The 21,020-nt window shown below is 60.7% G+C and carries 21 protein-coding genes; 8 read left to right on the top strand and 13 right to left on the bottom strand.

Translation table 11 applies throughout. The features are described 5' to 3' along the window. Window positions 1–15 precede the first annotated feature (15 nt). The 7 genes from hflX to PSJE_RS22155 all read right to left on the bottom strand — a co-directional run bounded on the left by hflX (window position 16) and on the right by PSJE_RS22155 (window position 7,950). The gene (gene hflX / locus PSJE_RS22185; protein WP_057712241.1) at window positions 16–1,317 is read right to left on the bottom strand and encodes a ribosome rescue GTPase HflX; all 1,302 of its coding nucleotides are present in this window, start codon (window positions 1,315–1,317) and stop codon (window positions 16–18) included. Between the two features lie 12 nt (window positions 1,318–1,329). Continuing rightward, window positions 1,330–1,590, bottom strand: coding sequence for an RNA chaperone Hfq (hfq, locus tag PSJE_RS22180; RefSeq protein ID WP_003221112.1), 261 nt, complete (start codon window positions 1,588–1,590; stop codon window positions 1,330–1,332). Between the two features lie 93 nt (window positions 1,591–1,683). Continuing rightward, the gene (miaA, locus tag PSJE_RS22175; RefSeq protein ID WP_057712242.1) at window positions 1,684–2,655 is read right to left on the bottom strand and encodes a tRNA (adenosine(37)-N6)-dimethylallyltransferase MiaA; all 972 of its coding nucleotides are present in this window, start codon (window positions 2,653–2,655) and stop codon (window positions 1,684–1,686) included. Then, complete coding sequence (gene mutL, locus PSJE_RS22170) at window positions 2,655–4,565, bottom strand: DNA mismatch repair endonuclease MutL (protein WP_057712243.1); 1,911 nt, start codon at window positions 4,563–4,565, stop codon at window positions 2,655–2,657. The genes miaA and mutL overlap by 1 nt, the downstream gene beginning before the upstream one ends. Beyond that, a complete protein-coding gene (locus PSJE_RS22165) occupies window positions 4,562–5,992 on the bottom strand; it encodes an N-acetylmuramoyl-L-alanine amidase (protein WP_057712244.1) in 1,431 nt (476 codons plus the stop codon). The genes mutL and PSJE_RS22165 overlap by 4 nt, the downstream gene beginning before the upstream one ends. Continuing rightward, on the bottom strand, window positions 5,993–6,463 hold the full coding sequence (gene tsaE, locus PSJE_RS22160; RefSeq protein WP_007973252.1) for a tRNA (adenosine(37)-N6)-threonylcarbamoyltransferase complex ATPase subunit type 1 TsaE: 471 nt from the start codon (window positions 6,461–6,463) through the stop codon (window positions 5,993–5,995). After that, window positions 6,451–7,950: an NAD(P)H-hydrate dehydratase gene (locus PSJE_RS22155; RefSeq protein ID WP_090452813.1), complete on the bottom strand. Its 1,500-nt coding sequence runs from the start codon at window positions 7,948–7,950 to the stop codon at window positions 6,451–6,453. Before PSJE_RS22155 ends, tsaE begins: the two co-directional genes overlap by 13 nt. A 63-nt stretch (window positions 7,951–8,013) precedes the next feature. Between PSJE_RS22155 and queG the strand changes: the two genes are divergently transcribed. Further along, on the top strand, window positions 8,014–9,093 hold the full coding sequence (gene queG / locus PSJE_RS22150) for a tRNA epoxyqueuosine(34) reductase QueG (protein ID WP_090452811.1): 1,080 nt from the start codon (window positions 8,014–8,016) through the stop codon (window positions 9,091–9,093). Here queG and PSJE_RS22145 read toward each other — a convergent pair. Together PSJE_RS22145 and orn are read right to left on the bottom strand one after the other, a co-directional pair. After that, complete coding sequence (locus PSJE_RS22145) at window positions 9,075–9,686, bottom strand: trimeric intracellular cation channel family protein (RefSeq protein WP_090452809.1); 612 nt, start codon at window positions 9,684–9,686, stop codon at window positions 9,075–9,077. The genes queG and PSJE_RS22145 overlap by 19 nt on opposite strands. A 194-nt stretch (window positions 9,687–9,880) precedes the next feature. Next, complete coding sequence (gene orn / locus PSJE_RS22140; protein WP_008035288.1) at window positions 9,881–10,423, bottom strand: oligoribonuclease; 543 nt, start codon at window positions 10,421–10,423, stop codon at window positions 9,881–9,883. Between the two features lie 107 nt (window positions 10,424–10,530). On the opposite strand from orn, the gene rsgA reads away from it, so the two are divergent. The 4 genes from rsgA (at window position 10,531) to PSJE_RS22120 (ending at window position 13,622) form a co-directional block, all read left to right on the top strand. Further along, the gene (gene rsgA / locus PSJE_RS22135) at window positions 10,531–11,562 is read left to right on the top strand and encodes a small ribosomal subunit biogenesis GTPase RsgA (protein ID WP_007978809.1); all 1,032 of its coding nucleotides are present in this window, start codon (window positions 10,531–10,533) and stop codon (window positions 11,560–11,562) included. 199 nt (window positions 11,563–11,761) lie between these two features. After that, window positions 11,762–12,169, top strand: coding sequence for a TIR domain-containing protein (locus tag PSJE_RS22130; RefSeq protein ID WP_090452807.1), 408 nt, complete (start codon window positions 11,762–11,764; stop codon window positions 12,167–12,169). A gap of 2 nt (window positions 12,170–12,171) precedes the next feature. Then, a complete protein-coding gene (locus PSJE_RS22125) occupies window positions 12,172–13,131 on the top strand; it encodes a caspase family protein (RefSeq protein ID WP_057712250.1) in 960 nt (319 codons plus the stop codon). Further along, on the top strand, window positions 13,131–13,622 hold the full coding sequence (locus tag PSJE_RS22120; RefSeq protein WP_057712251.1) for a toll/interleukin-1 receptor domain-containing protein: 492 nt from the start codon (window positions 13,131–13,133) through the stop codon (window positions 13,620–13,622). The genes PSJE_RS22125 and PSJE_RS22120 overlap by 1 nt, the downstream gene beginning before the upstream one ends. Window positions 13,623–13,816: 194 nt before the next feature. Here the strand turns inward: PSJE_RS22120 and PSJE_RS22115 are convergent, their stop codons facing one another. From PSJE_RS22115 to motA, 3 genes are all read right to left on the bottom strand, one after another. Next, complete coding sequence (locus PSJE_RS22115) at window positions 13,817–14,092, bottom strand: hypothetical protein (protein WP_090452805.1); 276 nt, start codon at window positions 14,090–14,092, stop codon at window positions 13,817–13,819. Window positions 14,093–14,316: 224 nt separating this feature from the next. After that, window positions 14,317–15,363 (bottom strand): flagellar motor protein MotB, encoded by a 1,047-nt coding sequence (gene motB / locus PSJE_RS22110; RefSeq protein ID WP_090452803.1) that lies wholly within the window; start codon window positions 15,361–15,363, stop codon window positions 14,317–14,319. Between the two features lie 3 nt (window positions 15,364–15,366). Further along, window positions 15,367–16,218 (bottom strand): flagellar motor stator protein MotA, encoded by an 852-nt coding sequence (gene motA / locus PSJE_RS22105; protein ID WP_015093220.1) that lies wholly within the window; start codon window positions 16,216–16,218, stop codon window positions 15,367–15,369. Between the two features lie 167 nt (window positions 16,219–16,385). On the opposite strand from motA, the gene PSJE_RS22100 reads away from it, so the two are divergent. From PSJE_RS22100 to asd, 3 genes are read left to right on the top strand one after another with little or no spacing between them, the layout of a single operon-like run. Next, the gene (locus tag PSJE_RS22100; RefSeq protein WP_090452801.1) at window positions 16,386–17,924 is read left to right on the top strand and encodes an HDOD domain-containing protein; all 1,539 of its coding nucleotides are present in this window, start codon (window positions 16,386–16,388) and stop codon (window positions 17,922–17,924) included. A gap of 41 nt (window positions 17,925–17,965) precedes the next feature. Continuing rightward, window positions 17,966–18,781 carry a thiosulfate sulfurtransferase gene (gene rhdA / locus PSJE_RS22095; protein ID WP_057712254.1) on the top strand — a complete coding sequence of 272 codons (816 nt, stop codon included), beginning with the start codon at window positions 17,966–17,968 and terminating at the stop codon, window positions 18,779–18,781. A gap of 18 nt (window positions 18,782–18,799) precedes the next feature. Beyond that, window positions 18,800–19,660 (top strand): archaetidylserine decarboxylase, encoded by an 861-nt coding sequence (gene asd, locus PSJE_RS22090; RefSeq protein WP_008048034.1) that lies wholly within the window; start codon window positions 18,800–18,802, stop codon window positions 19,658–19,660. Window positions 19,661–19,788: 128 nt separating this feature from the next. Here asd and serB read toward each other — a convergent pair whose 3' ends face one another. Continuing rightward, window positions 19,789–21,003: a phosphoserine phosphatase SerB gene (gene serB / locus PSJE_RS22085; protein ID WP_057395688.1), complete on the bottom strand. Its 1,215-nt coding sequence runs from the start codon at window positions 21,001–21,003 to the stop codon at window positions 19,789–19,791. Window positions 21,004–21,020: the final 17 nt, after the last annotated feature.

The following is a 21,020-nucleotide window of genomic DNA, read 5'->3' as shown; positions in this document are numbered from 1 at the left end:
CGCTTTCTCAGGCTTTTATTGCAAAGTGTGTTGCTCGATGAACTCCATCGGTTGCAAACCTTCGCGACTCACCAGCCGATTCAATTCGGCCCGTGGCAAACGAACGGCCAGCAAGCTGATGCCTTCGTCATCGTGTTCTTCCTTTTGTACCGCACCGAGTTCGAAAAACTGCGCACGCAGTCGAGCAAATCGGTTCGGCAAGCGCAAGGTGCCAACAAACAACTCATCGCCTAGCAACTCGGCCACGGCCTGCTTGAGCAGATCAAGACCTGTGCCATCTTTCGCCGAAAGCCAGACCCGCTGCGGTTTGCCATCGGCATCGCGCTGGATCTGCGGCTCCACGCCCTCGAGCAAATCGAGTTTGTTATAGACCTCCAGGATCGGCAAGTCTTGAGCCCCGATCTCTCCAAGAACCACCATGACCTGTTCAATCTGGGCCATGCGCTCAGGCTCATGGGAGTCGATCACGTGCAGCAACAGGTCGGAGTTGCTCGACTCTTCGAGCGTAGCCCGAAATGCCTCGACCAGCTTGTGTGGCAAGTGACGAATGAAGCCCACGGTGTCAGCCAGCACGATCGGGCCGAGGTCATCGAGCTCGAGCCGGCGCAAGGTCGGGTCGAGGGTGGCGAACAACTGGTCAGCAGCAAAGACGTCGGAGTCGGTCACCGAGTTGAACAGCGTCGATTTGCCGGCGTTGGTATAACCCACCAGCGAAACCGTCGGAATGTCAGCCCGTTTGCGGCCACGGCGCGATTGTTCACGCTGGCTGCGGACCTTTTCCAGGCGCCCCTTGATCTGCCGCAGGCGAACCCGCAACAGGCGCCGGTCGGTTTCCAGCTGGGTTTCACCCGGACCGCGCAGGCCGATACCGCCTTTCTGCCGTTCAAGGTGAGTCCAGCCGCGAACCAGCCGCGTACTCATGTGCTCAAGCTGGGCCAGTTCGACCTGGAGCTTGCCTTCATGGGTGCGGGCGCGTTGGGCGAAAATATCGAGAATCAAACCCGTGCGGTCGATCACGCGACACTCGAAAATACGTTCGAGGTTACGTTCCTGACTGGGCGTGAGGATGTGATTGAAAATCACCAGATCGACCTGTTCGGCCTGGACCAGGTCGCGCAACTCTTCGACCTTGCCGCTGCTGATCAGGGTTTTGGCGGTTGGCCGATGACGCGGCACGTTGAAAAACGCGACGGTCTCGGCGCCAGCCGAAATTGCCAACTCCTGAAACTCCTGCGGATCTTCGCGCGCCTCAGGGTCCTGACCATCCAAGTGAACGAGAATGGCTCGTTCACCACCACCGTGGCGCTCAAAGAACAAAGGAGACTCCTATCAGGCGTTACCTGGCTCAGCATCACCTGCATCGGATTCGGTTGCGCTAGGCAGACGAATTGGACGAACCGGCACCACTGTAGAGATGGCGTGTTTGTAGACCATCTGGCTGACGGTGTTTTTCAGCAGGATAACGAACTGGTCGAAAGACTCGATCGTGCCTTGCAGCTTGATACCGTTGACCAGGTAGATGGACACCCCAACTTTCTCTTTACGTAAAGTATTCAAGTAAGGGTCTTGTAGCGAATGCCCTTTTGACATGTGCCGCACTCCTTTAAGGATTCAATATAAAAAATAGGTAATCAGATGGCTTTGGCCGTCACACCCCCAAGGATAGACGGCAATTGCAAGGACTCAGCTCAATATGGAGATGGTCCCAAGGTATTTCAAGGCGCGCGGCAGATTGTCGCAATCCAGACTGTCCAGCCAATGCAGATCAGTCCAACTGCGCAGCCAGGTGAACTGGCGTTTCGCCAATTGGCGCGTGGCAATGATCCCACGCTCCTGCATCTCGGCTGACGTCAGCTTGCCATCCAGGTAGTCCCAGACTTGGCGATAGCCTACTGCACGTATAGACGGCAACCCGGTATGCAGGTCTCCTCTATTACGCAGGGCTACGACCTCGTCAATGAATCCCTGTTCCAACATTAAAGTGAATCTTTGTTTAATTCGCTCGTGCAGTACCTGGCGATTTGCCGGAGCAATGGCCAAGTTCGCGACAGTATAGGGCAATTGTTGCAGTCCCGAAGCGGCTGCTTCAGTACTTTGCGCAGATTGTTGCAAACGCAGGGCGGTCATGCTTTGACCGCTGACACGATAAACTTCCAGCGCTCGACTCAATCGCTGGGGATCGTTCGGATGTATTCGCGCCGCGGACTCCGGATCGATCACCGCCAATTGTTCGTGCAAGGCTTGCCAGCCAAGGCGCGCAGCCTCTTCTTCGATTTGCGCACGGACCTCGGGATCGGCGGCCGGCATATCTGCCAGACCTTCAACCAAAGCCTTGTAATAGAGCATGGTGCCGCCCACCAGCAGCGGAATTTTTCCCCGTGCGGTGATATCGGCCATGGCTTCCAGGGCGTCACGGCGGAAATCCGCAGCCGAATAGCTCTCGGCCGGGTCGAGAATATCGATCAGACGATGCGGAAATTGCGCCAGCAGCTCTTTGGAAGGCTTGGCGGTGCCAATGTCCATGCCACGGTAGACCAGCGCCGAATCGACACTGATCAACTCGCAAGGCAGGACCTTGGTGAGCTCGATGGCCAGGTCGGTCTTGCCGGCGGCGGTCGGGCCCATCAGGAAAATCGCAGGTGGGAACTGGCTCATCAACGACCGCGCAAGAACAGTTTGTCCAGATCGTCCAGGCCCAGTTGGGTCCAGGTCGGTCGGCCATGGTTGCATTGACCACTGCGCTCGGTGTTTTCCATGTCACGCAGCAGACCGTTCATTTCCGGCAGGGCCAATCGCCGATTCGCACGAACCGCGCCGTGGCAGGCCATGGTCCCGAGCAATTCGTTCAGGTGCGCCTGAATGCGGTCGCTGGTGCCGAACTCCATCAGGTCAGCCAGGACGTCAGCGACCAGCCGGTTGGCTTCGGCCTGCTTGAGCAGTGCCGGAATCTGCCGTATCGCCAGGGTTTCCGGGCCCAGACGCTGCAATTCAAAGCCCAGGCGCTGGAACCAGGCGACATGCTCCTCGGCGCAATCGGCTTCACGCTGGCTGACGGCCAGGGACTCCGGCACCAGCAACGGCTGGCCGCTCAGGCCCTCACTGGCCATCGCCACCTTCAGACGCTCATACATGATCCGCTCGTGGGCGGCGTGCATGTCCACCAGCACCAGGCCCTGAGCGTTTTCCGAAAGAATGTAGATGCCCTTGAGTTGTGCCAGCGCATAACCGAGCGGCGGGATGTCGTCCTGCCCGGCCGGCAGCGCGACGGCATTGGCCTCGGGCAGCGGTGCAAAAAACTCGCGATAGGCGGCCTGCGCTTCGGCGACAGGTGCACCGGACTGCGGTCGCGGCGTGTATTGATATTGATAACCCGCGCCAGCCCCCGAACCCGCCGGCGCATTGAACGACGGCTGAGCCTGAGGCTGTTCCAGCAGCGCATTGGCGGCCAGGCGCATTTCGCCCTGGGGTCCGAATTCACCGGCTTCGAGGCCGGTAGGCCGGACGATGGCCGTGGCAACCGGCGCCGCCAGTTGATCGTCGGGGCGCACATCGCCCAAGGCGCGGTGCAAGGTGCCATAGAGGAAATCGTGGACCATGCGCCCTTCACGGAAGCGCACTTCGTGCTTGGTCGGGTGCACGTTGACATCGACGCCGGTCGGATCGACTTCGAAAAACAGCACGAAGGTCGGGTGCCGACCATTGAACAGCACGTCGCGATAGGCCTGGCGTACCGCGTGGGCCACCAGTTTGTCGCGCACGGCACGGCCATTGACGAAGAAATACTGCAAGTCGGCCTGGCTGCGGTTGAAGGTCGGCAGGCCGACCCAGCCCCATAGATGCAGGCCGTTGCGCTCGATTTCGATCGGCAGCGCCTGCTCCAGGAAACCCGGCCCGCAGATCGCCGCCACGCGCCGGGCACGGGCCGCATCATCATGGGCCTCGTGCAGGCTGAGGATGGTCTTGCCATTATGGCGCAGATGGAACGCCACATCGAAGCGCGCCAGGGCCAAGCGCCTGATCACTTCTTGCAGGTGATCGAATTCGGTTTTTTCGGTCTTGAGAAACTTGCGTCGCGCCGGCGTGTTGAAGAACAGGTCGCGCACTTCAACCGAAGTGCCCACCGGGTGGGCCGCAGGTTGCACACGGGGCGCCATGTCACGGCCCTCGGTCTCGACCTGCCACGCCTGATCGGCGTCGCGGGTGCGGGAGGTCAAGGTCAGGCGCGCGACGGAGCTGATCGATGCCAGGGCCTCGCCGCGAAACCCCAGGCTCATGACCTGTTCGAGGTCTTCCAGGTTGCGGATCTTGCTGGTGGCGTGACGGGCCAGGGCCAATGGCAGGTCATCGGCGGAAATGCCACTGCCATCGTCGCGCACCCGCAGCAGCTTGACGCCGCCCTGCTCCACATCGACGTCGATGCGTTTAGCGCCGGAGTCAAGGCTGTTTTCCAGCAGTTCCTTGATCACCGAAGCCGGGCGCTCGACCACCTCACCCGCGGCAATCTGGTTCGCCAGCCGCGGGCTGAGCAGCTCGATGCGAGCGCTGTTGTTCACGACCTGATTCATTCTTTGGCCGCCAGTTCAGTGCCCGGAATGGTCAAGTGTTGACCAACCTTGAGTTCATCGCTCGACAGGTTGTTGGCGCTGCGCAGGGTGGCCGGCGTAACCTGATAACGAACGGCGATCATCGCCAGCGTCTCGCCAGGGTTTACCCTATGGTCACGTGGACCTTGGGCGATTTTTCCGGAATCACGCAGCCAGGCAATGTAAGTGCCTGGCGGCGGGTTCTGCTGGAAGAACTGGCGCACGCCGCTGCTGATCGAGCGCGCCAGCGCCTGTTGATGGCTTGACGCGGCAAGCTTCGAGGCTTCGTTGGCGTTGGAGATGAACCCGGTTTCCACCAGGATCGACGGAATATCCGGCGACTTCAGTACCATGAACCCGGCCTGCTCAACCCGCTGCTTGTGCAATGGCGTGACCCGACCGATGTTGCTCAAGACTTTCTGGCCAACGTTCAGGCTGGAGGTCAGGGATGCCGTCATCGACAAGTCGAGCAGCACGCCGGCGAGCATGCGGTCTTTGTCATCGAGGCTGACGTTGCCGGCACCGCCGATCAGGTCGGAACGGTTTTCGCTGTCGGCCAGCCAACGGGCGGTCTCGGAAGTTGCGCCGCGATCGGACAGGGCAAATACCGAGGCACCGAAAGCGGCGGCAGAAGGCGCGGCGTCGGCGTGGATTGAGACGAACAGGTCGGCGCCTTTCTTGCGGGCGATTTCGGTACGGCCGCGCAATGGAATGAAGTAGTCGCCGGTACGGGTCAGTTCGGCACGGAAACCTTTCATGCCGTTGACCTGGCGTTGGGTTTCACGGGCAATCTGCAGCACCACGTCTTTCTCGCGCTGGCCTCGGGAGCCGGAAGCCCCCGGATCTTCGCCACCGTGACCGGCGTCGATCACCACAATGATGTCGCGTTTGCCGGCCGGAGCCGGTGGCAGCTTGATCGCCGGTTCCGCAGGCGTGACCGGCACGGCAGGCACCGTGGCGACCGACGGTGTCGGCGCTGGCGGTGGCGCGGCGTCGGCGGCGTTATCGAACAGGTCGACCACCAATCGGTTACCGTACTGAGCGTTCGGCGCCAGGGAGAAGCTTTTCGGCGTCACGGCCTTTTTCAGGTCGATGACCACCCGCAGGTCCGTCGGCGTGCGCTGGGCCGAGCGCATGGCGGTAATCGGGGTGTTCGAGGTGTTGACGTTGAGCGGCGCACCGAGGGTCGCGCCATTGATGTCGATGACCAGGCGGTCCGGAGCCGTCAGGGTAAAGACGCTGTGTTGCACCGGGCCGGTCAGGTCAAACACCAGTCGCGTGTTGTCCGGTGCCCGCCACAGACGAACACTGTTGACCTTCGAATCGGCCACAGCGTCGACGGTCACCGCCAAGAACAACACCCCTACGGCAGCCACCAACGCGCGAAAGCGCATACCTAACCCCATCATCTATTTGGATTCCAATGCCAAAGCGGCACACCAGGCCTCGCCACGCGAGCCCTGGGATAAAATTTTCAGCGAACGCCCGCTGTCTTGCGGGCTAATGGTAATGGTCAGGTCAGGCTTTGGCAAAAAGCCTGCACCTTTATCGGGCCATTCGATCAGACACAGGGCATCGTCTTCGAAGTAGTCGCGGATACCGAGGAACTCTAGCTCTTCCGGATCGACCAGACGGTACAAATCAAAATGGAAGGCGCGAATGTCGCCGATCTCGTAGGGTTCGACCAGGGTGAAGGTCGGGCTTTTGACTGCCCCGACATGTCCCAGACCGCGAATGATGCCTCGGGACAACGTGGTTTTGCCCATCCCCAGGTTGCCCTCAAGGAAGATCAGGCCATGGCCTTGGGTGATTCGGGCAATGCGTGCGCCAAAGTCGCTCATGGCCTGTTCATCGGCCAGGTACAGGGTTACTTCAGACACGGTGCTTGCTCCTCCAACAACTGACGAATGGCTGGGATCAGATCACTGGCCGCCAGCCCACGGCCCAATTTTCCTTGTTGCTCGCCGGCATTGGCGTGCAGCCAGACCGCCAGGCAGGCCGCGTCGAACGGCTCCATGCCCTGGGCCAGCAATGCGCCGAGCAAACCGGCCAGCACGTCGCCCAAACCGGCGGTGGCCATGGCCGGGTGCCCCTGATGACACAGCGCCAGACGTCCATCGGGATGGGCGATCAGGCTGCCGGCACCTTTCAGGACGACGACAGCTGTATATTTTTTACTCAATGCATGGGCTGCGGCGGGACGGTCAGACTGAACGTCGGCAGTGCTCACCCCAAGCAAACGTGCCGCCTCCCCCGGATGCGGGGTAATCACGCAACCCTTGGGCAGATCGACCTGTCCACCCGCCAACAGATTCAAGGCATCGGCATCCCAGACTTGCGGCAAAGGCGCATTGGCCGCAGTCGACAGCAGGCTGCGCCCCCACCCTGCCTGACCCAGGCCCGGCCCGACCACCAACACCGATACCTTCTCAAGCAACCCCATCAGTTGATTGGCCGACGACGTGCCCAGCACCATGGCTTCCGGAATTCGAGAAAGCGCTGGCGAAACGTGTTCCGGACGGGTGGACAGCGAAACCATGCCCGCACCGCTGCGCAGAGCACTTTGTGCACTCAGCAAAATTGCCCCACCGTAACCGCGATCACCGCCAATGAGCAGCACATGGCCGAACTTGCCTTTGTGGGATGCCGGTGCCCGGGACACCAGACGCGGTAGGTTAGCGATACACAAGCGCCGAGCCGTGAACGCAGTACCGTTCAGCAACTGCGGATCAGCCTGCAGATCGTTGAACACCAACTCACCCGTCACATCCGCGGCATCACCGGTGAACAACCCCACCTTCAAGCCAATGAACGTGACCGTCAGGTCGGCATGCACTGCATCACCAAGGATGCGGCCCGTATCCGCGCACAACCCTGACGGAATATCCACCGCCGCAACCGGCAGTCCGCTGGCATTGATCGCGGCGATGGCGCTGACATAGGGATCACGCACGTCACCGCTCAGACCGGTGCCAAGCAAAGCATCCAGCACAATGCCGCGCAATCCGGATTGTGCCGTCCAGGGCTCGATGAGCACCTGTTCAGACACCGCCTCGGCATGGGCCGACGCCGCATCACCCTGCAAGCGCTGCGGATCGCCCACCGCCAGCACCCGCACCGACCAACCGGCACGCTGGGCCAGTACGGCCACCAGGTACCCGTCGCCTGCGTTGTTGCCATGTCCGACAAGCACGCTCAGCTCGTTTGCCGTCGGCCATTGCCGCACCAGCGCCCGCCACGTCGCCCGCGCCGCGCGCTGCATCAATTCGAAGCCCGCCGTGCCGGCGGCGATCAGGCTCGCGTCGAGTGCTCGCACCTGGGCGGCGCTATACAGCACGTCGGGTAATTCATCTTTAGTGTGCGGCATGCGTCTTCGGGCTCCGATGTCTGGCAGAATTATACGCATCTCAGCCCCGGTTTCTCTCGTCTCATGCCCGCTATTACCACAGATCTGCCCGCCCTCGCCCAATCCATCAAGGACTGGGGCCGCGAGCTGGGCTTTCAGCAAGTCGGCATCAGCGGCCTCGACCTGGCCGAGCATGAGCAGCACCTGGAGCGCTGGCTCGAAGCCGGCTACCACGGCGAAATGGATTACATGGGCGCCCACGGCAGCAAACGCTCGCACCCCGAAGAGCTGGTGCCGGGCACTTTGCGCGTGGTGTCCCTGCGCATGGATTACTTGTCCGGCGACACGCAGATGGCAAAAATGCTCGCCCAACCGGAAAAAGCCTACGTCTCGCGTTATGCCCTGGGTCGCGATTACCACAAGCTGATCCGCAAACGCGTGCAACACCTGGCGGAAAAAATTCAGGCGCAGATCGGCCCGTTTGGCTACCGCGCCTTCGTCGACAGTGCCCCGGTGCTGGAAAAAGCCATCGCCGAACAGGCGGGGCTTGGATGGATCGGCAAAAATACCCTGGTCTTGAACCGCAAGGCCGGCAGTTACTTTTTTCTCGCCGAACTGTTCGTCGACCTGCCGCTGCCGGTCGACCCGCCCCATGCTACCGAACACTGCGGGCGGTGCAGTGCCTGCCTCGACATCTGCCCGACCAACGCTTTCGTCGGCCCCTATGTGCTGGATGCCCGACGCTGCATTTCCTACCTGACCATCGAACTCAAAGGCGCGATCCCTGAAGACCTGCGGCCACTGATCGGCAACCGGGTGTTCGGTTGCGATGACTGCCAGATTGTCTGCCCGTGGAACCGCTTCGCCCGCCCTTCCGGTGAAAGCGACTTCAAGCCGCGGCACAATCTGGACAATGCCGGGCTGGCGGAACTGTTCATGTGGGATGAAGAGAAATTCCTGAGCAGCACCGAAGGCTCGCCGCTGCGCCGGACGGGCTATGAAAACTGGTTGCGCAACCTGGCGGTGGGCCTGGGCAATGCGCCTTCAACGATCCCGGTGCTGGAGGCGCTGAAGGCGCGACGGGAACATCCTTCGGAACTGGTACGTGAACATGTCGCGTGGGCGTTGCGGCAACACGCCGAACGTCAGGCTTCGTCGTTATAGACGAACTTGGGCATTTCCCAATGAAAACGGATCGCCAGCAAGCGCAGCAGAAAACCGCCGAACAAGGTGATCAGAATCGATTGTTCGTCGGGTAATTGCAGATAGATGCAGAGCATGTAGCACCACGCCGCGGCGAACGAAACGCTGGCATAAAGCTCACGCCGGAAGATCAGCGGAATATCGTTGCAGAAAATGTCCCGCAGGATGCCGCCGAAGACGCCGGTGATCACGCCGCTAACGGAGGCGACCAACATGCCATGGCCCATTTCCAGGGCGGTGATGCAGCCGATCAGGGTGAACGCCACCAGGCCCATGGCGTCGAGCACCAGGAACAGTGAGCGCAAATGCCGCATCCAGCGGGCCGTGAACACTGTGATCATCGCGGCTGCCGTGGTCAGCACCAGATATTCCGGGTGTTTGACCCAGGTCAACGGGTAGTGCCCGAGCAGCACATCGCGCACCGACCCGCCACCCAGCGCCGTGACGCAAGCGATCAGCACCACACCAAACCAGTCCATGCCCCGTCGGCCCGCAGAGAGGGCGCCAGTCATGGCTTCGGCGGTGATGGCGATCAGGTAGAGCATCAGCAGCATAGTGGCGGTCCTTGCAGAAAGGCGCGCAGTCTACTCAGTTCACCCTGGCACCAAAAGAGGGCGCCCGAGATTCGCTCCAACCATCTAAGGTGACTGAACTGACGCCATCGCGAGCAAGCTCGCTCCCACAGGGGCGGCGTTGCACCTGTGGGAGCGAGCTTGCTCGCGATGGGGCCGGAACGGACGACCGTGAATCAGAATTTGATGAAATGCTTGCGGTAGTGCTGCAGCTCAGCGATCGATTCGCGGATGTCGTCCAGGGCCAGGTGCGTGCTGCCCTTCTTGAAGCTGTCACGCACATCCGGTGCCCAGCGCGCAGCCAGCTCTTTGAGGGTCGACACGTCGAGGTTGCGGTAGTGGAAGAAGCTTTCCAGGGATTTCATGTGGGTATAAAGGAAGCGACGATCCTGGCAGATGCTGTTGCCGCAGATCGGCGACTTGCCCTTCGGCACCCACTTCTCCAGGAAGGCGATGGTTTCGGCTTCGGCTTCGGCCATGCTGATGCGGCTGTCGCGAACCCGCTGGGTCAGCCCGGAACCGCCATGCTGACGGGTGTTCCACTCGTCCATGCCGGCAAGGATTTCGTCGCTGTGGTGAATGGCGATCACCGGGCCTTCGGCCAGGGTGTTCAGGTCACTGTCGGTGACGATGGTGGCCATTTCGATGATGACGTCGGTGTCCGGGTTCAGACCGGTCATTTCCAGGTCGATCCAGATCAGGTTCTGTGGGTTTTGCATGTGTCGGCTCCTAGGCAATGCTGCGCAGTTTAGCCTAGGCCGGTGGCCGGGCGTGCTAAACTCGCGGCCGTTTTACCTAATCGCTGCATTCTTGATACGGAACACCCATGGCCAAACGCCAACTCAATCGTCGTCAAAACTGGCGCATCGAAAAGATTCAGGGCGAACGCGCTGCCCGCGCCGCCAAACGCGAGTCCTCGGCCGTCGAGGCACTTGAGGGCGGCGATCTGGGCCCGGAACAGCACGGCCTGGTGATCGCGCACTTCGGTGTGCAGGTCGAGGTCGAGGCCCGCGACGGCGAACTGGCCGGCCAGGTATTCCGTTGCCACCTGCGCGCCAACCTGCCGGCGCTGGTGACCGGCGATCAGGTGGTCTGGCGTGCCGGCAACCAGGGTATCGGCGTGATCGTGGCGCAACTGCCGCGCAACACCGAGCTGTGTCGCCCGGACAGCCGTGGTCAGCTCAAGCCGGTTGCGGCCAACGTCGACATGATCGTCATCGTGTTTGCACCGCTGCCCGAGCCCCATGCCAACCTGATCGACCGCTACCTGGTGGCGGCCGAGCATGCTGGCATCAAGCCACTGTTACTGCTGAACAAATTCGACCTGATCGACGAAAACAACGCTCCTGCACTGAATGCCTTGCTCGCCGTATACCGCACCCTGGGCTATCCGGTGCTGGAAGTGTCGGCGCACCACGGCAACGGCATGGAGCAATTGCAGACACAGCTGGACGGACGCATCAGCGTATTCGTCGGCCAGTCCGGCGTCGGCAAGTCGTCGCTGGTCAACAGCCTGCTGCCGGATGTCGAAACCCGCGTCGGCCCGTTGTCCGAACTGTCCGGCCAGGGCACCCACACCACCACTACCGCGCGGTTGTTCCACTTCCCCGGTGGCGGTGAGTTGATCGACTCCCCGGGTATCCGCGAATTCGGCCTGGGCCACGTCAGCCGTGCCGACGTCGAAGCCGGCTTCATCGAGTTCAACGACCTGCTTGGCACCTGCCGTTTCCGTGATTGCAAGCATGACCGCGAACCCGGTTGCGCCCTGCTCAAGGCCCTTGAAGACGGCCGCGTGCAGCAACAGCGGATGAACAGCTACCGCTCGATCATCGCCAGTCTGCCGGAAAACGGCTACTAAACAGACGCGCCGACCACCCTGCCTTCAGCGGGGTGGCCGGCGGCTGGATCTTCCCCCCGCTTAAACATCAGACCTTTCTGTAAGACCTGTGCACGCTCGCTTGTAGGGCATTTCTCTTTCCGCACCGCCCCCTTGTAGCCGCCCTGTATTCGCCTAAGTTCTAGCCCTCTTCGCACTTCAGCGACTCCGAGGGACACCTATGCAAACCTACCACCTGTTCATCAGCCACTCGTGGAACTACTCCGACGCCCACGACAATCTCGTGCGCCTGCTCAACGCCAAGCCTGGTTTCACGTACAAGAATTTTTCGGTTCCACCGGACAACCCGATTGTCGGCGCGAAAACCGACAAACAACTTGAGGAGGCCATCGAAAACAAGATTCGCCCGTGTTCGGCGGTGTTGATCATGGCCGGGATGTACTCCACCTACAGCAAGTGGATCAACAAGGAAATCGAAATCGCCAAGCGCATGGGCAAGGTGATCATTGCGATCAAGCCGTTCGGTGCCGAGCGCATTTCCACGGTGGTACGTGACGCGGCACATGCCGAATGTGCGTGGAACACCAACAGCATCATCAACGCGATTCGCCAACATACGGCGGTGTAACCATGCGCAAGGGACTGTTTATCGGCATCAACGACTACACCCATGTGTCGCGCCTGAGCGGTTGCAGCAATGACGCCATGGCCATGGCCTCCGTGCTGAAAACCGACGCCAATGGCGATCCGAACTTCAAGAACATCGTGCTGACTTCCGCCGAGGACTTCCTGAGCAGGGAAAAACTCGAAGACCAGATCCGCGAGCTGTTTTCCGGTGACTGCAACGTCGCGCTACTGTATTTCGCCGGCCACGGCAGCTTCGATACCGACACTGACGAAGGCATGTTGATCCCGCAGGATTACAAGAGCGCCAAGGACGGGATTCGCCTCAGCGACATCCTCAACTGGGCGAGCAAGGCCACCAAGATCAAAAACAAAGTGATCATTCTCGATTGTTGCCAGAGCGGCTCGGCCGGCGAACTGCGCGCCTTGCGCAGCGAAGGCAGCGTGGTCGGCGAAGGCATGACCATTCTGACCGCCTGTAAAAAGGAAGAGCCGGCGATGGAGGGCATGCAGCACGGCGTGTTCACCGGATTGCTGCTCCAGGCCCTGCACGGCGGAGCCGCGAATATCCTGGGCAAGATCACCCCCGGCAGCCTCTATTCGTTTGTCGACAATGCCCTTGATGCCTGGGAACAGCGTCCGGTGTTCAAGACCAATGTCTCGCAGTTCATTTCCCTGCGCGAAGTGTCCCCGCTGATCCCCAAGGAAATCCTGCGCAAACTCCCCGAATGGTTTGCCGAAGCAGAGTCGGTGTACCCCCTCGCCCCCAGCTTTGAGCCCACCGAGCCCGAGTTCAACCCGGAACAGGGCGAGGTCTTCGCCCAGTTGCAAAAGTGCAACCGCCACAGCCTGGTCGAACCGGTGGACGCCGAACACATGTACTACGCCGCCATCCACTCCACCGGCTGCCGCCTCACCGCCCTCGGCGCCTATTACCGCGAGCTCGCGATCAAGGGACATTTCTGATGCCAGTGTTTATCAGCTACCGCCACATGGACCGCGCCCACGCGATCAACATCAACACGCGCCTGATGCAGGCCAACATCAAGACCTACCTCGACGTACTGGATGCCGAATCCCAGACCACCGACGACATCACCGGGGTGATCACCCGCAATATCAGCGAATGCACACACCTGCTGGCGGTAGTGTCGGAGAAAACCGCACTGTCCTGGTGGGTGCCGTTCGAAATCGGCGAAGCGACCATCACCAACCGGCGCATCTGCTCGTTCAAGACCGGCCCGACAGAGCTGCCGCTGTACCTCGACAAATGGCCGAAGCTGACCAGCGACCGGGACATCGAGTTCTTCATCGATGCCTATCGCAACGAGTCGATGCTCAAGCGCTCGATGTCACTGGATTCGGTGACCGGTAGCGAGTCGGTGCGCAGAGTTAACAAATCCAATGCGGATCGCTTTCACGCCGACCTCAAGTCGCGAATCATCCGCGGTTTCTGACGCCACTTCGCTCCCAGATCCATCCTCTTGACCGGTCGGGTTTTCTCTCACACAACATCTGTAGGAGCCGAATTGCTGGCTCCTACAGGACTGCGGTAAGCAGATTTTTTGTCGTGTCTAGTCCTGAAATCGACTCACAGCCCCCGATTATCTTCGTGACGTCACGAAGATGATCGGGGGTCTCTAGTCCAGGACTAAATACCATTTGCTGCTTTTTCCAGCTTCCACCCCAGCACATCCAAGGCGTCACAGCCGTCCTGGATCAACATATGCGCAGCGTTGGCAAAATGCTCCAGGTCATGTCCTTCTGCTTCTTTGACGCATAGGCAGGTGACGCTATTGAGCAGATTACGTGCGGCTTTGATGCGGTGAGTGGCGGTTTCGAGAAGATCCGAAACTTTGGCTTCGGTGTCGATGTACAACGTCGTGCCGACACTGAAGTTGCCTTGTAGAGGGTGGTACTTAGCCATAGGTCTAACTCCGATCATGTGGGTGAGGTTCCATCTTTGTTTCGACCGGCTAAGATCGGTCACCACGTGAGCAGCAACGGCTGAACTATAAATAGATGCGTGCACGACTGAAAACCTTGGTACGAAATTTCAGATCATTCCTACAACTACTAAGCAAACACAAAACTCGGAAGCACTGGCACGAGACACAAAAAAGCCGACATCGCTGTCGGCTTTTTTGTCGGTCACTGCTTGGGCGGTTCAGCCGGTTTGGCTGGCTCACCCGGCTTCGGTGCCGGATCATCGAACAGATTCAGACGCTCGCGCAGTTCGTGCGCCGGCAGCGGTTCCTTGTCCGCCGGCAACGCGTTCGGGTCAACCGGTGCAGCCGGTGCGGCTCCCGGCGCAGTCGAACCTTGCGGTGCATCAGGAGCAGGTTCAGCACCTTGCGAACCTTCGATGGCACGCTGTGCTTTCTTGGTCAGGACGACGATGTCGATACGGCGGTTCACCGGGTTGAACGGATGCTCGCGATCGAACAGGGCCGACGAGGCATAACCGACCACGCGTGCCACCTGCGCATCCGGATAGCTGCCCGCCACCAGCGCACGCCGTGCGGCGTTGGCACGGTTGGCAGACAGTTCCCAGTTACCGAAATCACCGGTGCCGGTGTATGGCTTGGCATCGGTGTGGCCGCTGATACTGATCTTGTTCGGCACCGCCTTGATGGTGTCGGCCATGGCCAGCAGGATGTCTTCGAAATACGGCTTCAAGCGCGCTGAACCTGAATCGAACATCGGGCGGTTTTCCGCGTCCATGATCTGGATTCGCAGGCCGTCCGGCGTGATTTCGAACAGGATCTGATCCTTGAACTTCTGCATCTGCGGGTTTTCTTCGACCTTGTTCTGCAGTTCTTGCAGCAACAGCTCGAGGCGCTCTTTTTCGACCTGCTCGGCCATGCCTTCGACCTGATCGGTATCGATGGTGACCTTGTCCGGCTGCGGCTGGGACTTCACCTCGGGGTTGAGAGTGTTTTCCGGCGCCAGGGTCGGCGTGCCGCCCAGATCGATGATGTAGGGCGTGCCACTTTCGGAAAAGCCGATCGGGTCCTTGAAGTAACCGGCGATGGCAATTTTCTGTTCCGGCGTAGCGGTGGACAACAGCCACAACACCAGGAAGAACGCCATCATCGCCGTGGCGAAGTCGGCGAAGGCGATTTTCCAGGCGCCCCCGTGATGCCCGCCGGCGATGCGCTTGACGCGCTTGATGATTATCGGCTGGTTATTTTCCATGGCTTAACGACCGCGAACCGCTTGTTCCAGCTCGGCGAAGCTTGGACGATGCGCCGGGTACAGGACCTTGCGCCCGAACTCCACGGCCAGCGATGGCGGCATGCCGGAAGCCGAAGCCACCAGCGAGGCCTTGATGGCTTCGTAGACGTTCAGCTCTTCCTTGGCATCATGGGCCAGGGAATGGGCCAGCGGGCCGAAGAAGCCGTAGGCGGCGAGAATACCGAAGAAGGTACCCACCAGTGCCGCACCTACGTGCAGGCCGATGGACTTCTGGTCGCCTTCACCCAGCGAAGCCATGGTCACCACGATACCCAGTACCGCCGCGACGATACCGAAACCGGGCATGGCGTCGGCGATGCCGTTCACCGCGTGGGACGGATGCTCCAGGTCTTCCTTGAGGCTGAACAATTCCATGTCGAACAGGCCTTCCAGCTCGTGCGGCGCCATGTTGCCGGAAGACATGATGCGCAGGTAATCGCAGATGAACGCGGTCATGCGCTCGTCCTTGAGTACCGTCGGGTACTTCGCGAAGATCGGACTCGCAGCGGCATCTTCGATGTCGCCTTCGATGGCCATCATGCCTTCGCGGCGGCTCTTGTTGAGGATCTCGTAGATCAGGCCCAGCACTTCAAGGTAGAAGGCGTGGTTGAAACGTGAACTGAACATGCTCAGGGACTTCTTGAGCACGTGCATCGTCATGTAGCCGGGGTTGGCCTGCAAGAAGGCGCCGAGGGCAGCACCGCCAATGATCATGACCTCGAAAGGTTGTATCAGGGCGGCAATCTTGCCGTGGGAAAGCACGTATCCGCCGAGCACGCTCGCGAATACGACGATGATGCCGATAATTTTAGCCATAGGTTAGGAGAGCACTTACTGAGTCGGGTTCAAGGTCATATTCGGAAGTTAAAAAATCTCTTCTTCTACTTATCGGCAAAACTGCGCCAGACTATAGCCCGTTCAGGCGAAAAGCTAATTTGACCCCCTCCGGGCACAGGTAATGTTGACGATGATCGCCTCCCACCATGGTTAACGAAACGAACGTTCCAACGCCAAAACCAACGACCCTCGAAGGCTGGGTCAAGCTGCTCGATGGCGTACGTCTTCCCGTCCCGCAAGCCAGCCATGACCGTGTCTGCAAGGCCATCCGCGATAATCGCAGCTCGCTGCGCGACATCGCCGACCTCATGCAAGGCAGCCCGGCCCTGGCCTTGAGCGTGATTCGCGAAGCCAACCGGCATACCCATGGCAGCATGACCGAGCCTGCGGAAAACCTTGAAATTGCAATCAACCGCCTCGGTTTGACGCGCACCGAAGAGCTGCTCGCGCGGCTACCCGCCGAACCCGAGCTCGAGATTCCCAAAGCCCTGCGTCAGTTGCAGATGATCAGCCAGCACGCCACGCAACAGGCCAACGGTTTTTTTGCCAGCCGCCTGGCGCGCCTGTGGCAGGACATCCACTGGGGCAGCCTGCTGTTTCTTTCGCCCCTGTGGCCGCTGGCACTGACCCATCCGAAACTGCTCGAAGACTGGGAGCTACGGGTCATCCATAAAGGCGAGTCGGCACGCAAAGTCGAGCAGCAACTGTTTGGCGTACGCCTGCTGGATATCGGCCAGGCGCTGGTGGAGGTCTGGCGCTTGCCGATCTGGGTGCAGCAAGGCTATCGATTGCTGCTCACCGAGCAGCGGGAACTGGTGAAAGTCCTGCGCATCGCCCGTGACAGCGACCATCCACTGCGCCAGCAGAATCGCCTTGACGACGATCCGACCCTGCGCCGCTGGCTCAATCAACCGGCCAATACAGTGCTGCTGGCCAATGGGCTGGCGCTGTCGGCGCAACACGCCTGGGACAGCCCCCACAGCGAGCGCTGGCAGTACCTGACCAGCCTTTACCTGCAAATGCCGATGGACGAACTGCAGCAGCAATTGCACCAGCAAGCCGCCAACAGCGCACGCCAACACGCCATGCCCGACCTCTGGCACCCTGCCGAGTCGCTGATCTGGCCGTGGGGCATGAACCGTGTCCACGCAGGCTTGCTGCCGGCAGCGGCACCTACCGCCGAAGACCTGGCGAAGTGGCGCAAGCAATGCGCCGAGTTGCTGGTCGAGCCGAGCCGTTTCACCAACGCCATGCACCTGACCATCGCCGCCCGTGACGCCCTCGTGGCCTGCGGCATGCGCCGGGTGATGATCCTGATGGCCGATCGCACCCACGCCAACCTGCGCGTGCACCAGACGGCTGGCCTGCCGAAGGAAGCGGCCGGGTTGAATTTCGTGGTCAGCCAGAGCAACGTGTTGCAACGCCTGCTCGCGCAGCAGGCCCAGGTGCGCCTGACGCCTGCCAACAACGCGCAATTCTCGGCCATGTTGCCCAATAGCCTGCGCTCGCAGTTCAGCGGTGAACACTTGCTGCTGCGTTCGCTGATCAACAATGGCCGGGTGATCATGATCGTCGTGGCGGACCAAGGCGGCGGGCCGTTTTCGGAAATTTCCGTACAGGCCTTCGGCAAAACCGCACAGTGCATCGAGAAAGCCCTGCACAGCTTTAGCCACCGTGGCCAATAAGCTGCGTTACAATCCTCCCTTTTGTGCTCTGGAGACCTCACATGTCTGACTTCTCTGGCTTGCCGCTGGTGATCGAGCCGAGCGACTTGCTCCCTCGCCTCGACGCCCGCGAACTGATTCTGGTGGACTTGACCAGTGCCGCCCGCTACACCGAAGGGCACATTCCCGGCGCGCGCTTTGTCGATCCAAAGCGTACGCAGCTCGGCCAGGCCCCCGCCCCGGGGCTGATGCCCCCGCAGGCAGCACTCGAAACGCTGTTTGGTGAGCTGGGGCACAACCCCGATGCGGTCTACGTGGTGTATGACGACGAAGGCGGCGGTTGGGCCGGACGCTTCATCTGGCTGCTGGATGTCATCGGCCACAGCAAGTACCACTATATAGATGGCGGCCTGCCGGCCTGGCTGGCGGAAGGTTCGCCCATGTCGATCCAGGTCCCGCCACCGGTGGGCGGCCCGGTTCCACTGACCTTGCACGATGAACCCACCGCCACCCGCGAATACCTGCAAAGCCGTCTCGGCGCCGCCGACCTGGCAATCTGGGATGCGCGCGGGCCGCTGGAGTACTCCGGCGAGAAAGTCCTGGCAGCCAAGGGCGGACACATTCCCGGCGCGATCAATTTCGAATGGACTGCTGGCATGGATCGGGCACGCCAGCTACGCATCCGCACCGACATGCCGCAGATCCTCGAACAACTCGGGATCAGCAAAGACAAAGAAGTGATTACCCACTGCCAGACACATCATCGTTCTGGTTTCACCTATCTGGTGGCCAAGGCTCTCGGTTATCCGCGGGTCAAAGGCTACGCCGGCTCCTGGGGCGAATGGGGCAATCATCCCGATACCCCGGTAGAAATTTAAGATTTTTAAGGACCGTTAATGAACAAGCGTCTGTTTCTCCTCGGCCAGTACCTGCTGCCCCACAACTTGCTCTCGCGTCTGGCCGGCTGCATCGCCGAATGCCGCGTGCGCTGGTTCAAGAATGCCTTCACCGCCTGGTTCGCCAAGCGTTATCAGGTGGACATGTCCCAGGCGCTGGTCGAAGACCTGACCGCCTACGAGCACTTCAACGCGTTCTTCACCCGCGCACTGAAAGACGGTGCCCGTCCGCTGGACGAAACTCCGGGCGCGATCCTCAGCCCCGCCGACGGCGCGATCAGCCAGCTCGGCCCGATCGAGCACGGCCGCGTGTTCCAGGCCAAGGGCCACAGCTTCAGCGTGCTGGAACTGTTGGGTGGCGATGCGGCAAACGCTGCGCCGTTCATGGGTGGCGACTTCGCGACCATCTACCTGTCGCCGAAGGACTACCACCGCGTGCACATGCCGCTGGCCGGCACCCTGCGCGAGATGGTCTACATCCCGGGCCGTCTGTTCTCGGTCAACCAGACCACTGCTGAAAACGTTCCGGAGTTGTTTGCCCGCAACGAGCGCGTGGCGTGCATTTTCGACACCGAACGCGGCCCGATGGCCGTGGTACTGGTGGGTGCGATGATTGTGGCTTCGATTGAAACCGTGTGGGCCGGTCTGGTGACACCGCCGAAGCGCGAGCTGAAAACCTTCCGTTACGACGAAGCCGCACGCGCGCCGATCCACCTGGAAAAAGGTGCGGAACTGGGTCGCTTCAAACTGGGTTCGACCGCCGTCGTGCTGTTCGGGCCGGATCAGGTGAAGTGGGCTGAAGAAATGACCGCTGGCACAGCGGTGCAGATGGGTCAGGGCATGGGCTCACCAAAAGCCTGATCAACGCACATACCTGTAGGAGCGAGCCTGCTCGCGATGAACCATAGAGCGACGCGGGCATTCAGAAAGCCCGCGTCTTCGTTGACGACCATCGCGAGCGAGCTCGCTCCTACAGTTGTTTTGCGGTGTTACAGCTGGCCGTCGCGATCGCGGAAACCCAGCAGGTAGAGCACACCATCCAGCCCCAAGGTGGAAATCGCCTGCTTGGCCGACTGCTTGACCAGCGGCTTGGCCCGGAACGCCACGCCCAACCCGGCAATCGCCAGCATCGGCAAGTCATTCGCACCATCACCGACCGCAATGGTCTGCTCCAGGCGCAAGCCTTCCTTGTGTGCCAGTTCCTTCAGCAAATCCGCCTTGCGCTGTGCATCGACAATCGGCTCGACCGCCACGCCGGTGACTTTGCCGTCGACCACTTCAAGTTCGTTGGCGAACACGTAGTCGATACCCAGCTTGGCCTGCAATTGCTTGGCGAAGTAGGTGAAGCCGCCCGACAGAATCGCGGTCTTGTAGCCCAGGCGCTTGAGTTCGGCGAACAGGGTTTCGGCGCCTTCGGTCAGGCGCAGCGAGGCACCGATGGAGTCCAGCACATTGACGTCCAGACCTTTGAGCAAGGCCAGGCGCTCCTTGAAGCTGGCGCGAAAATCCAGCTCACCGGCCATTGCCCGTTCGGTGATTTCCGACACTTTGTCGCCGACGCCGGCCGCCTTGGCCAGCTCATCGATCACTTCGGCTTCGATCAGCGTTGAATCCATGTCGAACACCGCCAGGCGACGGTTGCGACGGAACAGCGAATCTTCCTGGAAGGCAATGTCGACGTTCAGTTCCTGGGCGACGCTGAGGAATTCGGCACGCAGCGCCTGTGGATCAGCCGCCTCGCCACGCACGGAAAACTCGATGCAGCCCTTGCCCTTGTCGGCCGGGGTGTCCAGCGGCATGCGCCCGGACAGGCGATCGATGTGGTCGATGTTCAGGCCATATTTGGCGGTGATCGAGCTCACGGCCTGCAACTGCCCGGCTGTCACCTTGCGGGTCAACAGGGTCACAATGTGGCGCTTTTTGCCCTGATTGCCGACCCACTGCTGGTAATCCTGTTCGGACACCGGCGTGAAACGCACCTGTTGATCGAGTTCATAGCCCTTGAACAAGATGTCCTTGAGCACGGACTTGCCTTGCTCGGTGTCGGGAATTTCAACCAGGATGCCGAACGACAAAGTGTCGTGGATCACCGCCTGACCGATGTCGAGAATGTTCACACCACCCTGGGCCAGAACGCCGGTAATGGCCGCAGTCAGACCCGGACGGTCGACTCCCGTGATGTTTATCAGGACGATTTCGCGCAAGGCGCACCCCCGCAAGT

The sequence above is a fragment of the Pseudomonas jessenii genome (assembly GCF_002236115.1).
In the GTDB taxonomy this organism is placed as follows: domain Bacteria; phylum Pseudomonadota; class Gammaproteobacteria; order Pseudomonadales; family Pseudomonadaceae; genus Aquipseudomonas; species Aquipseudomonas jessenii.
This window is presented reverse-complemented; position numbering and strand designations above follow the sequence as displayed.

Bases quoted from the DNA above. Each gene is read 5' to 3' on its own strand.
- hfq (WP_003221112.1), bottom strand. From the start codon at position 1,590: ATGTCAAAAGGGCATTCGCTACAAGACCCTTACTTGAATACTTTACGT.
- miaA (WP_057712242.1), bottom strand. From the start codon at position 2,655: ATGAGCCAGTTCCCACCTGCGATTTTCCTGATGGGCCCGACCGCCGCC.
- mutL (WP_057712243.1), bottom strand. From the start codon at position 4,565: ATGAATCAGGTCGTGAACAACAGCGCTCGCATCGAGCTGCTCAGCCCG.
- PSJE_RS22165 (WP_057712244.1), bottom strand. From the start codon at position 5,992: ATGATGGGGTTAGGTATGCGCTTTCGCGCGTTGGTGGCTGCCGTAGGG.
- PSJE_RS22155 (WP_090452813.1), bottom strand. From the start codon at position 7,950: ATGCCGCACACTAAAGATGAATTACCCGACGTGCTGTATAGCGCCGCC.
- queG (WP_090452811.1), top strand. From the start codon at position 8,014: ATGCCCGCTATTACCACAGATCTGCCCGCCCTCGCCCAATCCATCAAG.
- PSJE_RS22145 (WP_090452809.1), bottom strand. From the start codon at position 9,686: ATGCTGCTGATGCTCTACCTGATCGCCATCACCGCCGAAGCCATGACT.
- orn (WP_008035288.1), bottom strand. From the start codon at position 10,423: ATGCAAAACCCACAGAACCTGATCTGGATCGACCTGGAAATGACCGGT.
- rsgA (WP_007978809.1), top strand. From the start codon at position 10,531: ATGGCCAAACGCCAACTCAATCGTCGTCAAAACTGGCGCATCGAAAAG.
- PSJE_RS22130 (WP_090452807.1), top strand. From the start codon at position 11,762: ATGCAAACCTACCACCTGTTCATCAGCCACTCGTGGAACTACTCCGAC.
- PSJE_RS22125 (WP_057712250.1), top strand. From the start codon at position 12,172: ATGCGCAAGGGACTGTTTATCGGCATCAACGACTACACCCATGTGTCG.
- PSJE_RS22120 (WP_057712251.1), top strand. From the start codon at position 13,131: ATGCCAGTGTTTATCAGCTACCGCCACATGGACCGCGCCCACGCGATC.
- PSJE_RS22115 (WP_090452805.1), bottom strand. From the start codon at position 14,092: ATGGCTAAGTACCACCCTCTACAAGGCAACTTCAGTGTCGGCACGACG.
- motB (WP_090452803.1), bottom strand. From the start codon at position 15,363: ATGGAAAATAACCAGCCGATAATCATCAAGCGCGTCAAGCGCATCGCC.
- motA (WP_015093220.1), bottom strand. From the start codon at position 16,218: ATGGCTAAAATTATCGGCATCATCGTCGTATTCGCGAGCGTGCTCGGC.
- PSJE_RS22100 (WP_090452801.1), top strand. From the start codon at position 16,386: ATGGTTAACGAAACGAACGTTCCAACGCCAAAACCAACGACCCTCGAA.
- rhdA (WP_057712254.1), top strand. From the start codon at position 17,966: ATGTCTGACTTCTCTGGCTTGCCGCTGGTGATCGAGCCGAGCGACTTG.
- asd (WP_008048034.1), top strand. From the start codon at position 18,800: ATGAACAAGCGTCTGTTTCTCCTCGGCCAGTACCTGCTGCCCCACAAC.